Source organism: Aurantimonas sp. 22II-16-19i, from assembly GCF_002088275.1.
Classification (GTDB): Bacteria; Pseudomonadota; Alphaproteobacteria; order Rhizobiales; family Rhizobiaceae; genus Jiella.
On record NZ_AQQS01000036.1, the window covers coordinates 45,321 to 58,773 of the forward strand.

Here is a 13,453-nt window from a genome sequence, read left to right on the forward strand (position 1 = left end):
CGCGTTGCGGAGGAGAGATGGAGCTTCCAGCTACTGGAGGGTCAAGGCCGCCCCGGCAAGATCGGGCACGATCGCGTCATCCGGCGGCGAGTTCGGTGACGCGGGCGGCCTCGAGGCTGTCGCGGTCCTTCTTGCGCATGCGCTCCGATTCCGACTTCAGCTGGCCGCAGGCGGCGAAGATGTCGCGGCCGCGGGGGGTGCGGATGGGGGAGGCGTAGCCGGCCTGGTTCACGAGATCGGCGAAACGCTCGATCTGGTCCCAGTCCGAGCACTCATAGGCCGAGCCGGGCCAGGGGTTGAACGGGATCAGGTTGATCTTCGCCGGGATGCCGCGCAGCACCTGGACGAGTTGACGGGCATCTTCCAGGCTGTCGTTGACGCCCTTCAGCATGACGTATTCGAAGGTGATCCGCCGGGCGTTCGACAGGCCCGGATAGGCCCGGCAGGCATCGAGCAGCGCCTTCAGCGGGTATTTCTTGTTGATCGGGACGAGCTCGTCGCGCAGCGTGTCGTTGACCGCATGCAGCGAGATCGCCAGCATGACGCCCATCTCCTCGCCGGCCTTTTCGATCATCGGCACGACGCCGGAGGTCGACAGCGTGATCCGCCGCTTCGACAAAGCGAGGCCCTCGCCATCGGAGACGACGGCGAGCGCCGCCTTGACGGCGTCGAAATTATACAGCGGCTCGCCCATGCCCATCATCACGACATTGGTGACGAGGCGGCCCTCGGAGGGGACGATGGCGCCGGCGGGCGTCGCGGCGTCGGGAAAGTCGCCGAGCCGGTCGCGGGCAAGCAGCACCTGGCCGACGATCTCGTCGGCGGTCAGGTTGCGGACGAGGCGCTGGGTGCCGGTGTGGCAGAAGGTGCAGGTGAGGGTGCAGCCGACCTGGGAGGAGACGCAGAGCGTGCCGCGGCCTTCCTCCGGAATGTAGACGGTCTCGATCTCCACCGGGCGCCCGGCGCCCTTCGCCGGGAAGCGCAGCACCCACTTGCGGGTGCCGTCGACCGAGACCTGCTCAGTGACGATCTCCGGCCGGGCGATGGTGAAGGCGGCGGAGAGCTTTTCGCGCAGGTCCCTGGAAACGTTCGCCATCTGGGCGAAATCGGCGACGCCGCGCACATAGAGCCAGTGCCAGAGCTGGGCGACGCGCATCTTGATCTGGCGCTTCTCGACGCCGACCGAGGCCAGCGCCTCGCCGAGCTCCTCGCGCGACAGGCCGATCAGCGAGGGTTTTTCGTCCAGTGGCTGGGCCGGGAAAGCGGGCGCGGACATGACGGCGCGCTCGGCCAGCGCGGCGCGGTTTTCCTGCGGCTTCAGGTCGATCGAAACGGCCATGACGGTCCTTCGCGAAATCGTCTCGCCACCGGCGCTCGCCGCGCCGATGGAGGGGGAGCGCTGCCACACGGGCGCGCAAAGTGTCGGATTGGGGAGACACATGCCCGTTTATGGCCGATCCTTCAAGGTCCGGCGGATTTGCTTGACGCGCGAGGCGATCACATTCGAGCGCGATCGCCGGTGTTCCCGTGGTTTCGCATCCCTTGGGGCGGCAGGCGGGGTGCGAGCCTTCCACATCATGTGCCGGCGATCCTCGCCTCAGCTCTCGTCGTTCGGGATGTTGAGGCCGTGGCCGCAGGCCTTGCAGTGGACGGCGTCCGGATCGTGGCGCTGCAGGCCGCATTGGGGGCAGGGGTGATGCACCTTGGTCGGCTTGAAGATCGCCTGGGCGAGCTGCACGAACAGGCTGATGCCGATGATCATGACGACGATCGAGGTGAGCTTGCCCCAGGGGCCCTCGAGGGTGATGTCGCCATAGCCGGTGGTCGTCACCGAGGCGACGGTGAAGTAGAGCGCGTCGAGATAGCCGGTGAAGCCCGAACTCTGCCGGAAGAAGGTCGTGTAGATGAAGCCCGTCGCCAGAAACAGGAAGGTGACGAGGTTGAGCACGGCCCGCGCCGGCAGTTCCCATTCGGCGAGGCCCCGGCGCCTGAGCGGCTGCCACAGCCGGCCGGTCTTGGAGATCGACCAGAGCCGGATGATCCGCAGGAAGCCGAGATTGATCAGGGTGTAGGGCAGGAGCAGGGTGAGGAGGATGAACAGGTCGAGGAGGACGACGGGCTGCTTCAGGCGTTGCAGGGGGCGGCGCGAGGCGAGGAGGCGCGCGACGATGTCCACGGCCAGCACCGCCGCCACACTGTAGTCGACGGCGAGAAACACCTCGGTGTCCTTCAGGACCGGCTGCACGACGAACAGGGCGATGATGGCCAGATCGACGGTCAGCACCGCGGTCTGGAAGCGCAGGGCCGTCCGGCTGTCGCCGTGATAGAGGTGGCGAAGGGTCCGCCGCAGGCGGGCGAACGACCGCTCGTAGCGCGGGACGGCGTGGATGGGCCGCGTCTGTTCGGTCATCGTCTTCCTTTGCATGCTCTGGCGGCTGCAGATAGGGCAGGTATCGGCGCCGGCCTTCACCGGTTTTCACAGCTTGGGAGAAAAGCGATGAGCGTTGGGGCGGCCCCGCGGATCTCGATCACCTACTGCACCCAGTGCCAGTGGCTGCTCAGGGCGGCCTGGATGGCGCAGGAACTCCTGTCCACCTTTGCCACCGATCTCGGCGAGGTGGCGCTGGTTCCGGGCACGGGGGGCATCTTCGAGATCCGCTACGACGGCGAGCTGATCTGGGAGCGCAAGGCCGACGGCGGCTTTCCGGAGGCGAAGGTGCTGAAGCAGCGGGTGCGCGACCGGCTGGATCCGGGCCGCGACCTCGGCCACAGCGATCGCAAGTGATCCATCGTCCGGTCGATCTGACCCGACGGCTTCGCATGAAACGCCCGGGGCGTGGGGCGTCAGCGTCGCCGGGCGAGGGCGTAGAGCGAGCCGAAGACGACCAGCGTCGCGGCAGCGCCCGACAGGCACAGGAGCGTCGAAAAGCCGCGATCGGCCATCAGGTTGAAGGCGATAAAGGCGCAGATGCAGGCGGCGGCGACCCAGATCTCGAACAGGACATCCCTGAAAAGACCGCCGAGAAACCTCATTCCAGATAGCTCTCGAACTTTTCGAAGGCGCGCCGGCAGCGCGGATCGCTGCTGTCGATGATGCCGGCGAGGGCGACGAAGGGCGCGAGATCGTCCTCGACGAAGCTGTAGAGCATGTCGACGTTCTGGTCGGCGAGCTTCTTCCAGAGCCTCGGATTCACCCGCCTGAGGCGCTGCGACGCATTCGACGCCTGCTCGATCGTGCCCTGGATCGCGAGGGGCGTCAGAGCGGCGCTGGCGATCTTTCCGGCGATCTGCCGCGCCATGACGTTCGTCACGATCTTCGGCCCGATCTTGGTGACGACGATGTTGGCGACGGTTTTCTTGATGAATTTCCGGGTGTGGGACCTCACCCCCATCTTGAAGCCGCGAAGGACGAGATGTTCCGCCAGCTTGTCCACGGTGGACTGTGGCAGGCGCTCGATGCAGTCGAAGACGACGATCGTGATCACCGACATGATGATGCCGCGGTTCTCGAAGGCGGCCGTCATCAGCCCCCAGACCCGCCTGTTCTCGGCGAAATTCTCGCGTTGCACGTCCTTGCCGAGCAGTCCCGTATCCTCGATCGTCCGGCGCGTGCCGTAGAAGAGGCCGATGGGGATCGAGGCGACGCCGTCGACCACGGCGCCGCCGATGTCCAGAATCCGGTTCATCCGAGCCTCCAAGGACGACACCTCATGGTTGCATATATTGGTAATAAAAGCAATCAGGAGGGGAAGATTTCGACGCCATCAGAGGGGCGGGACCGGTCGGTCACAGGCCCGACGCGTCGCGGCCGGCTGCGCTCGTCAAGTAATGCGGGGGGCGGATCCGATCGGGCGCGAACCGGTGCCGGGTGAGGCTCACCCGGTCAACGTCGTCGCGGCGTCCGGAAACGATTTCCGTGGCTGGCTAAGACGATGCGGCGCGACCGGGGGGGACGTCGGGAGGACCACGGCTGCCGCTACGGGACGTTTCTGCCGCGACGCCGGAGCGAAACCTCCGCCCCGCTCCGGCCGGAGCGGCGCCGGCTTGAAACAGTTCCAAGGAAAATATCGAAGCAAGATCTTATTATATCCAAATATGACTTTCTCGGTCGGCGCCGGTATCTTGAAGAGGGCCGTGCGTTCGCAACGATCGGAACGAGTGTCTCGCGAAGTTCTCGGCAGAGCTCCTGTAACGCCGCCGCGCAGTTCACGGGCTGTGCGCCGGGGCCGGCCGGCGCGCGGCGCGGCGATTTGCCGTTTCTCGCGGTGAAATGAAATGTTCATGTAAATCCGGACGTTAACGGTTTGTTAACCGGGGCCTCGCGCAAGCTTGGATCGGCATTGTCCTCGCGACTCATCAAGCAGTTCGTGCGTATGCGAGGAATGACTATGGCTTTGGCCATCGGCGGGCAGGCCCAGCAGATCATGTCGAACCTTTCCGGGCTCGGAGCGCGCAAGCTCTCCGCGCTCGGTCTCGTCGGCCTATTGGTAGTGGCACTGGTCGGTCTCGGGAGCTACTACCTCTCGCGGCCGGACATGGAGGTCCTCTATTCGGGCCTCGACCGGACGGACGTCACGCGGATCGGCGCGGCGCTCACCGAGGCCGGCATGGCCTTCGACGTCAATGCCAAGGGCGACGCGATCATGACGCCCTTCTCGCAGACGGCGCCGGCGCGCATGCTGCTCGCCGAGAAGGGGCTGCCGCGTTCGGAGAACGCCGGCTACGAGCTGTTCGACAATCTCGGATCCATCGGCCTCACCTCCTTCATGCAGGAGATCACGAGGGTGCGGGCGCTCGAGGGCGAGATCGCCCGGACGATCCAGTCGCTCGCCCATGTGCGCGCCGCCAGGGTCCACATCGTGCTGCCCGACGAGGGAAGCTTCCGGCGCGACCAGAGGAAGCCCTCCGCCAGCGTCGTCATCCGCACCGACCAGCCGGAGGACTTCACCTCGGCCCAGGCGATCCGCCACCTGGTCGCCTCGGCGATCCCCGGCATGACGCCGGACGAGGTGACGATCCTGTCCGCCGACGGGACGCTGCTGGCGTCCGGCGACGATTCGACCTCGAGCGCCCCGACCAAGCTGTTCGGCATCGAGCGCATCGTCGGCAAGAGCGTCGAGGATTCGATCCGCCGCACCCTGTCGCCCTATCTCGGCATCGGCAACTTCCAGACCTCGGTGACGGCGCGGCTCAACACCGACCGCCGGCAGATCTCGGAGCGCACCTTCGACCCGGACGGCCGGGTCGAGCGCTCGGTGCGGGCGATCCGCGAGAACGGCGAGAGCGAGAACTCCACCCGGCAGAACGCCGTCGGCGTCCAGCAGGACATCCAGCCGGCCGGCGGGGCGGCGGAGACCAACAGCGGCCAGACCTCCAAGGACAACAACGAGCGGCGCGAAGAGCTCACCAACTACGAGATCAACGAGAAGACCGTCCAGACCACCAGCGACGGCTACAGCGTCGAGAAGCTGTCGGTCGCGGTGGTCGTCAACCGGGCCCGCCTGAAGGAGGCGATCGGCGAGAACGCCACCGACGCCCAGATCGACGAGCGTCTGGCCGAGATCCAGTCCCTGGTCGCCTCCGCCTCCGGCCTGTCGGAAGCCCGCGGCGACCAGCTGAAGGTGACGGCGGTGGACTTCATCGCCAGCGACTCCTCGCTGGAGCCCATCCCGGCGCCGGGCATCGGCGAGATGTTCATGCGCCAGTCCGGCACGCTGATCAACGCCTTCACCATCCTCGCCGTCGCCGTCATGGTGATCTGGTTCGGCCTGAAGCCGGCGATCCGCGCCATCATCCAGACGCCGGGCCAGGACGCCGCGGCGCTCGAGATGGACGGCGGCCTCGCAGCCCTCGGCGCCGGCGACGACGGCCCGGGCGGGCTGGAACTGCCCGGCGGTTTCGACTTCGCGCAAGGTACACCGGATATATCCCAGTTCGGCGGCGGCGTGCCCGCCTTCCTCGGACAGTTCGACGAGGCCGAGAGCGAAAGCCCGAAGGCCCGCATCGAGCGCCTGATCGATCAGGACGAGCTGAAGGCGGCGAACGTCATCAAGCAGTGGATCAACCATAAAGAGGCGGCGTAAGGGATGATCTCTCTCGCAGACTATCTGACGGAATTTCCCGAGGAGAGCGACAGGCCGTTTCAGAGCCTGAAGGCGGCACGGCCGAAGGCCGAGAAGAAGCCGAGCTTCGAGCACCTGACGCTGGTTTCCGACGGCTTGCCAGTCAAGACGGCGGCGAAGCGGCCGGTGCCGAAGTCGCTCGAGGCGATCCCCGAAATGGGCGCGGCCGAGAAGGCGCTCGAGGAGCTCGACTTCGACGCGGCCGACTTCGGCTTCGAGGCCGAGCCGGCCTTCGAGATGAAGGCGCCCGAGCTGCCGCAGCTGACCGAGGACGACCTCGAGGCGGCCCGTTCCGAGGGCCATGAGGCGGGGCGCGAGGAAGCCCTCGCCGAGGCCGAGGCGCGCATCGAGGCGGCCGTCGCCGAGGCGCTCGCCACCGAGCGCGAACGCGCCGCCGAGGAGAAGGCCGAAGCCGTCGAGGCGGCGCGCCTTGCCGCGCTCGCCGAAGAGGGCGGACGGCTCGGCGAAGGCGTCGCCGACAAGCTGGAGCGGATCGAGGCGGCGCTGCGCACCTCCTTCGCCAGCGTCCTCAAGCCGATTGCCGTCGATCTGCGCACCCGCCAGACGCTGGAGGATCTCGCCGCCGCCGTCGCGACGCTGTCGCTGGACGGGCGGGCGCTGGCGCTCCAGGCCGTCGGGCCGGCGGCGCTGCTCGACGCCTTTGCCGAAGCGCTCGGGCCGCGGCGCGGCTTCGTCGCCTTCGAGGCCGACGACGCCCTCGCCGACATCCGCATCACCTGCGACCAGACGACCCTCGAGACCCGTCTCGCGGACTGGAAGCACGCGCTCGAAGAGGCGCTTCAGTGAGCGAGCAGTCCGAAGCCGGTCACATGGAGAGACAGGAGATCATCATCGTCCGCCGCCGCGGGCATGGTGACGACGGCCATCATGGCGGCGCCTGGAAGATCGCCTTCGCCGACTTCATGACGGCGATGATGGCGTTCTTCCTGGTGATGTGGCTGACCAATTCGTCGGACAACGCCACCCGCAAGCAGGTCGCCCAGTACTTCAACCCGATCAAGCTCAACGACCCGTCGCCGGCGACCCGCGGCATCAAGCAGAAGGACGACGGCGCCGACCGCAAGGCGGACACCAACGGCGAGAGCGACGCCGAGACCAACGGCGATCCGCGCGGCCGGCCGGTCGCCGGCGCCGAGACCGGCGGCGAGGAGAAGTCGATCTTCCGCGACCCCTATTCGGTGCTGGCCGAGATCGTCTCCGAAAGCAGCAAGAACGGCGAGGGCGAGCTGACCGGCAAGCCCGACGGCTCCGGCCTCCCGGGGCTGAACGGCGGCGAAGCGTACCGCGATCCGTTCGATCCCGACTCCTGGCAGCTGTCGCCGAACATGATGGAGAGCGGCGGCCGGCTGGACGAGGTCCCGCCGATCGACTTCCGCACCGCCGTCCTGCCGCCCGAGGATCCGATGAGCGACCCCGAGAAGGGGCGCAAGGGCGAAGGCATCGACGAGCCGGGCAAATCGACGGCCGAGGGCGACCAGGCCGACAAGACCGGCTTCAGGCAGGCCGGCGACGACAAGGGCGCGGCCTCGGGGCCGGGCGCCGATCCGAAGGCCAAGGACGCCGGGGGAAAGGACGCCGGCAAGGGCGACAAGGCCGAGCCGGGCGAAGCCGAGACGCTGAAGGCCGAGATCGGCGCCGAGCTCGCCAAGCTGGGCGACCGCGTGCCGGCGCAGGTCGAGGTCGTCGAGGGCGAGGGCGGGGTGACCATCTCGCTCGCCGACGACGCCTCGGGCGGCATGTTCCCCCTCGGTTCGGCCAAGCCGACCGCCGACGCCATCCGCATGATGGAGACGATCGCCGCGGTGCTGTCGAAGCGGGCGGGCACGATCACCATCCGTGGCCACACCGATTCGCGCCCCTACAGCAGCGGCGAATACGACAACTGGCGCCTGTCCACCTCGCGGGCCCACATGGCCTATTACATGCTTGCGCGCGGCGGCCTCGACGAAAGCCGCGTCAAGGCCATCGAGGGCTTCGCCGACCGCGAGCCGAAGGATCCCGCCAATCCGGAGGCGGCGATCAACCGGCGGATCGAAATCTTCCTCACCGAGCCGCAGGCGTGATGCGCGCACGAACCGATCATCTGGCCGGAGCGATGGCGCTCGCCGCGCTGCTTCTGGCCGGCTCCGCCCGGGCCGAGGACGCGCCCGACGCCGCCGCGACGACCGCCGCCGAACAGGTGCGCCAGGCCGGCGAGGCGGCGCGTCGCGGCGATCCGCTGCTCGCGGGGGAGGCGGCCGGCGAAGCCGCACCGGCTGCAGCGGGCCATGGCGGCGAAGACCATGCCGACGGCGACGCCCATCCCGCCGAGGCTGCGGCCGGTGGCGAGACAGGTCATGGCGAGGCCGGCACGACGCAGGCGGACGCCGAGGCGGGACATGGGGAATCGGGGCCGGCCGAGGCCGATCCAGCCCATGGCGAGGCCGAGGCGGGACATGGTGAGACGGCACCCGGCGAAGCCGATGCCCATGGCGACGGAACCGATGCCGCACACGGCGAGGCGGCCGAACATCACGAGCCGGCGCCCAAGCGTGGCCCCCAGCCATACGAGGTGATCCGCTCGCTGCAGTTCCTGCAGGACCAGGCGGCGCGCGGCAACGCCTCGGCGAACCGCGTGCAGGCCCGTCTGCTGCAGTGGTACGGGCCGGCCTTCGAGCGGGCGAGCCAGGAGACCTGGAAGGACCCGCGCAACCAGCGGGCGGCGGCGCTGTTCGTGCTGAGCGGCGGGCCGCCTGCGGTGCTGCGCATGATTCTCGCCAAGAACGACTTCCCGCCGGACGTCAGGCCGCTGCTGGACGGGGCGCTCGCCTATGTCGAGAACCGCCAGAAGGAGGCCGAGACGCTGCTCTCGGCGCTGGACACGGCGACGATGGAGCCGGGGCTCGCCGCGCAGGTCAATCTCGCCGTCGCCCAGATGCAGGAGAAGGCGGCGCCGGACAAGGCGCTGGAACGGCTGCGCCGGGTGATGCTCGACGCCTCCGGCACGCTTTTGGAGGAAGCCGCGCTGCGCCTCGGCATGGTGCTGGCCGAACAGCTCGGCGAACATGCCCGGGCCGACGACTATGCGCGGCTCTATTTCGCCCGCTACGCATCGTCGATCTATGCCGGCAACTTTCGCGCGAGGTTCACGGCGCTTTATGTGGCGCGGCCGTTCGACCAGGCGGCAGAAACCGTGGAACTGGTCGAGGATGCGGTGGCACGGATCTCGCTGGTCGACCAGGTCAACATCTATCTGTCGATCGGGCGCCGGGCGCTCGTCGCCGGCAACATGAAGCTCGCAGGGCTGGCAGGAGCAAGGGTGCTCGACGTTCGCAATCTCAGCCAGGCCGCACGGCAGCGGGCGCTCCTCTACGTCGCCGCCTCGACCCTGACCGAGCGCGACACGTCGGAGACGCTGGCCTCGCTCGAGGCGATCGACCGGGAAATCCTCCACCCGGCCGACCGCAAGCTCTTCGACGCCGCGATGGGGGTGCTGGGCGAGATCCGCAAGCCGCTGATGGCGGCGGCCGAACCCGACCCGGCCAACCCGACCGAACCCACGTCGGCGGCAGCCCTCGATTCCTCGGTGGTCGATCGGGCGACGAAACTTCTCGATGCCGTGCGCAGCGACCTGGAAGGCATGGACAAATGACGATTGCAGGGCGGGTTCAGGCAGAGGCGACGGCGGTGGCCGGCAATCGCGCGACGACGCGCGGCACCGGCAGTGGCGACGGCGAGGAGTTCTTCGCGGCCATGCGCGAAGCCGGAGCCTCGCGCGACAGCGGGAACGCCGCCTCCGCCAAGCGATCGGCGGACCACGCCGGCAGGACCGGCAGCGGAGCCAGGGACGCCGTCAAGGAGCGGGCATCGGGAGCGAAGGACACGGACGACCTGACCGACATCGTCGCCAGCGTCGCCGAGGCGGAAGACGAGAGCGCGGCGAAGGCGGGCTCGGCCGACGACGCGGCTGCGACGAAGCGCCGGGCGCAGACCCGCAGCGCGGGCCAGGCACAGACGCCGGGCAAGGTGCGGACCGTCGGCGATGCCGTCGACACTTCCGGCGAAGGCGATGCGGCGGCTTCGGCCAAGGGTGCCGATGGCGCCAAGGGCACGGATGGCGCCGAGGGCGCGGTGCAGGGCGACGACCGCGCGTCGATGCGCGCCGAGGGCCGCAAGGGCCGGGCGGCGGCGCCGCAGCCGGCCGCGACCGCCGGCCGGACTGCCGATACCGCGCAGGCCGCCGGGACCGCCGGCGACGCAGCCGTTCCTGCCGATGCCGCCATCGAGCGGACGGACCGCAACGCGCGCCCGGGCGCGGGCGATGCGGCCCCGGCCATCGATTCCAGCGGTCGGCGTCGCCCGGCGCTGCATGCGCCCGCCGCTGCCGTCGCCACGGCCGATCCCGAACTGACCCGGCTGCGCCTCCTGCAGGCGGGCGTCGGCGTCGAGAACCCGACGGTCGGGCTGCAGCTTTCGGCCGAACAGACCGCCAGGCGGCTCGGCCTCCTGCTGCCCGGCGAGACGAACATGGCGGGGCAGAAGGACGTGGCGCCGACGCCCCCGCGCAGCGGCCGCACCATCGTGACCGTCGGCCGGGGGGAACTCGTCGCCGAGCGCTCGCAGGAAGAGGAGCGGGTCATCGAAGCGGCGAAGGCCGCCACGACATCGCCCGCGCCGCTGTCGCCCGAGGCCAAGCTCGCGGCGATCCTCGGCGGCTTCGGCCTCGAGAGCCGGATCTTCGCCGCGGCGGATACCGCACCGAATGCGGATGGCGGGGCGAGAGCCGCGGCGACCTCCGATGCGGCGCAGCCCGCGCACGAGCAGGTCGCGCGCGATCCCGGCATCATGACTTCCGCGGCGCCGGCGGCGCTGCGCGCAGGCATAAGCGCAGGCACGGGCCCAGGCACTGGCCCGGGCACAGGCGCCGCTTCGGGCGAGGCTGCCGGCGGGCCGTCCAGCGCTGCGGGCACGGCTCAGCCCGGCGCCACCGCCTCGACATCTGAAGAGGCCCTGCCGGCCGGGGCGGCGAAGGCTCCGCCGGCGGTCGAGACTCGCCCCACCTTCGTCGTTCCGTCCCGCAATGCCGGCGACCTTACCGACAAGCTGGCCTCCCGGATCGCGGCTGCCGGCGGAACCGGCGAGGCGGCAGGATCGGTGCACACCGACAGCGCCGACCGCGTCGATGCGGCGGTGTTGCGCCGCGCGCCCCGGCAGGCGGCCTCGACATCGACGCTCGGAGCGAAGGTCGACCTCGTGTCCATGCGCACCGATTTCGAGCCGGCGACCCGCCGCGCCGAACGCCAGGCCACCGTCGACGCGCCCGCACGCGCCTCCGGCGCCGCAGCCCCGGCGCAGCCCGATACCACGAGCCGCGTGATGGCGGCGGCCTCTGCCATCGTCGACGCTCCTGCGACGAGCCGGCGCCCGACCGTCGAAGCGGCCGTTGCCGCGCCGGTCGCACCTTCGGCGCCGAGCACCGTTCCGGCGGCGCGCGAGCCGGGCGTCACTGCTCCCGCCGTCTCTGCGCCTGCCGTTGCCGCACCCGTTGCCGCCGCGCCCGTCGATGTCGCACCCGTCGCGGCTGCGCCGGGCGTCACTGCTTCCGCCGTCTCTGCGCCTGCCGTTGTCGCACCCGTCGCCGCTGCGCCCGTCGTTTCTGCGCCGGTCGTCGCAGCCGCTGGTCTGCCGGCGGCCCAGGGCCTTGCCGGACGAACCACTGCCGTGTCCCAGCCGGCCGGCACCCGAGAGCCGCGCGCCGTTCCGGCGAGCGCCCGGGAAAGCGCATCCGCCCCGGCCGCGGCAAAGGCCGCCGCATTCGCCATGCCGAAGGCGGCGGTGCCACCGGCGGCCGGGCAACAGACCGGCACGGGCGCCGTCGAGCGTCCCGCCGCGCGGCCAGCCGCAGCATCCGGCGCGAGCGCCCGAACCGATACGCTCCCGCAGGACAGGGGTCCCGCGCCGGCACGGGGCGAGGCCGCGGCTGCCACCGCGACGGCGACCGAGCCGCTGGCAGGTGCCGATCGATCCGGCGGTGATCGATCCGGCGCGGCGAAGGCCGGCGAGCGGAGCATCACCGCCGCCGCGAACGGTCAGCCAGCGCCGGTGACGCGCGATGGCGCGGATCAGCCGGCGGCGACGAATGCGATGTCTCGGACGGCCGCACCGGCGCCGCAGGCGGCGTCGCCCGCGACAGCTGCTTCTCCGCAGGTGACGTCGCCTGCCCCATCCGCGTCCCTGCCGGCGCCGGACGGCGCGGCAGGCCCGTCGGCCTCGCCCGCTCCTGGACCGGCGACTGCCGGCATGTCCGTTCCGGCGAACTCATCGCCGCCGGTCGGCGAGGTCGCGCCGAAGCTGTCGATGCCGATCGCGGGCCACGATGCCGCGGGCGCGGGCCGTGCGTCGGCCGTGGCCGCGCCGAGCGATCGTTCGGCCCCGGCCGCCCGGCAGGAGGCGGCTCCGGCGTCCCGCGGGACGGCCGCGAATTCCGATTCCGCCGCTGCTTCGCCGGCGGGCGTGTCCCGGGCACCGCAGCAGGCCGAACCCCGGCATGAACAGCCGAAGGCTATCCCCGGCCAGGGCATGAGCGAGACCAAGAGCCCGGCCGGGCCCGCCCCGACCGCGAACGTGGCGACGGGCACCGCGGCGCCAACGGCACCGACCGCGCCGACCCAACGCGCGACCGGCCATGATGCCGGCGCGGTATCGGGCCGTGCGCCGGCCATGGCTGCCGCGAGCGAACGTCCGGTTCCCGCCGGACGACAGGATACGGCCGCGGCAACCCATGACGCCCCCGCAAGGGCCGAGCCCGCCACCGGTGCCTCGCCTGCCGGCCCGTCCCGGCAACCCCAGCAAGCCGGCCCGCGTGACGGCGGTGCCGATGCTCCTCGAGGCAAGGGCCTGAACGAAGCGGAGAACGCGGCAGGCGCCGCCCATGCGTCGAACGCGCCGTCAGGGACGGCGCAGGCGGCAGCCGCGACGCGTGACGACCGCGCCGAGGCGGGACCGCTCACCGGCAACGCCAAGACGGCGGCGGCTGCGAGCGCGCGAGCGGTCTCCGCCGCGAGCCAGGACGCGGCACCGGTGTCGCGCGAGACATCCGCAAGCACCGCGCCAAGGGCCGAGGCTCCGCCGGCGAGCGCCATCCGCGCGACGCCACAGTCCGACGACCGCGGCGCCAGCGCCTCCCATGGGCAGGGCTCCCGGGGCCAAGGCCAGAGCCAGGGCATAAGCGAGGCGAAGGGCCCGGCCCAGAGCCAGGTACAGGGCTCGGCGCAGGCGTCCGGGCCGGCGAACGCGAAGGCGCCAGCCGAGAAGCCCACCGCCGCTGCGGC

9 protein-coding genes and 1 pseudogene are annotated in these 13,453 nt (G+C 70.5%); 6 read left to right on the forward strand and 4 right to left on the reverse strand.

The window, feature by feature from the left end:
• Positions 1 to 76: 76 nt before the first annotated feature.
• Positions 77 to 1,276, reverse strand: coding sequence for a 23S rRNA (adenine(2503)-C(2))-methyltransferase RlmN (gene rlmN / locus ATO4_RS22030; protein ID WP_139802625.1), 1,200 nt, complete (start codon positions 1,274 to 1,276; stop codon positions 77 to 79).
• 321 nt (positions 1,277 to 1,597) lie between these two features.
• Positions 1,598 to 2,410, reverse strand: coding sequence for an ion channel (locus tag ATO4_RS22035; protein ID WP_083593925.1), 813 nt, complete (start codon positions 2,408 to 2,410; stop codon positions 1,598 to 1,600).
• Positions 2,411 to 2,497: 87 nt separating this feature from the next.
• Between ATO4_RS22035 and ATO4_RS22040 the strand changes: the two genes are divergently transcribed.
• Positions 2,498 to 2,785, forward strand: coding sequence for a SelT/SelW/SelH family protein (locus ATO4_RS22040; RefSeq protein ID WP_083593926.1), 288 nt, complete (start codon positions 2,498 to 2,500; stop codon positions 2,783 to 2,785).
• 59 nt (positions 2,786 to 2,844) lie between these two features.
• On the opposite strand, the gene ATO4_RS22045 is transcribed toward ATO4_RS22040, so the two are convergent.
• Together ATO4_RS22045 and ATO4_RS22050 are read right to left on the reverse strand one after the other, a co-directional pair.
• Complete coding sequence (locus ATO4_RS22045) at positions 2,845 to 3,033, reverse strand: hypothetical protein (protein ID WP_083593927.1); 189 nt, start codon at positions 3,031 to 3,033, stop codon at positions 2,845 to 2,847.
• A complete protein-coding gene (locus tag ATO4_RS22050; RefSeq protein WP_083593928.1) occupies positions 3,030 to 3,686 on the reverse strand; it encodes a hypothetical protein in 657 nt (218 codons plus the stop codon). Before ATO4_RS22050 ends, ATO4_RS22045 begins: the two co-directional genes overlap by 4 nt.
• Before the next feature lie 702 nt (positions 3,687 to 4,388).
• Between ATO4_RS22050 and fliF the strand changes: the two genes are divergently transcribed.
• The 5 genes and pseudogenes from fliF to ATO4_RS22075 all read left to right on the forward strand — a co-directional run.
• Positions 4,389 to 6,083 (forward strand): flagellar basal-body MS-ring/collar protein FliF, encoded by a 1,695-nt coding sequence (gene fliF, locus ATO4_RS22055; protein ID WP_083593929.1) that lies wholly within the window; start codon positions 4,389 to 4,391, stop codon positions 6,081 to 6,083.
• Between the two features lie 3 nt (positions 6,084 to 6,086).
• A complete protein-coding gene (locus tag ATO4_RS22060) occupies positions 6,087 to 6,929 on the forward strand; it encodes a hypothetical protein (RefSeq protein WP_083593930.1) in 843 nt (280 codons plus the stop codon).
• Complete coding sequence (locus ATO4_RS22065) at positions 6,926 to 8,206, forward strand: MotB family protein (RefSeq protein WP_245308889.1); 1,281 nt, start codon at positions 6,926 to 6,928, stop codon at positions 8,204 to 8,206. Before ATO4_RS22060 ends, ATO4_RS22065 begins: the two co-directional genes overlap by 4 nt.
• Complete coding sequence (locus ATO4_RS22070) at positions 8,206 to 9,774, forward strand: hypothetical protein (RefSeq protein ID WP_083593932.1); 1,569 nt, start codon at positions 8,206 to 8,208, stop codon at positions 9,772 to 9,774. The genes ATO4_RS22065 and ATO4_RS22070 overlap by 1 nt, the downstream gene beginning before the upstream one ends.
• Positions 9,771 to 13,453 (forward strand): annotated as a pseudogene (locus ATO4_RS22075) (hypothetical protein); the annotation flags it as partial. The gene ATO4_RS22070 and the pseudogene ATO4_RS22075, both read left to right, overlap by 4 nt.

Coding starts and splice junctions, on each gene's coding strand:
- rlmN (WP_139802625.1), bottom strand. CDS start 1,276: ATGTCCGCGCCCGCTTTCCCGGCCCAGCCACTGGACGAAAAACCCTCG.
- ATO4_RS22035 (WP_083593925.1), bottom strand. CDS start 2,410: ATGACCGAACAGACGCGGCCCATCCACGCCGTCCCGCGCTACGAGCGG.
- ATO4_RS22040 (WP_083593926.1), top strand. CDS start 2,498: ATGAGCGTTGGGGCGGCCCCGCGGATCTCGATCACCTACTGCACCCAG.
- ATO4_RS22045 (WP_083593927.1), bottom strand. CDS start 3,033: ATGAGGTTTCTCGGCGGTCTTTTCAGGGATGTCCTGTTCGAGATCTGG.
- ATO4_RS22050 (WP_083593928.1), bottom strand. CDS start 3,686: ATGAACCGGATTCTGGACATCGGCGGCGCCGTGGTCGACGGCGTCGCC.
- fliF (WP_083593929.1), top strand. CDS start 4,389: ATGGCTTTGGCCATCGGCGGGCAGGCCCAGCAGATCATGTCGAACCTT.
- ATO4_RS22060 (WP_083593930.1), top strand. CDS start 6,087: ATGATCTCTCTCGCAGACTATCTGACGGAATTTCCCGAGGAGAGCGAC.
- ATO4_RS22070 (WP_083593932.1), top strand. CDS start 8,206: ATGCGCGCACGAACCGATCATCTGGCCGGAGCGATGGCGCTCGCCGCG.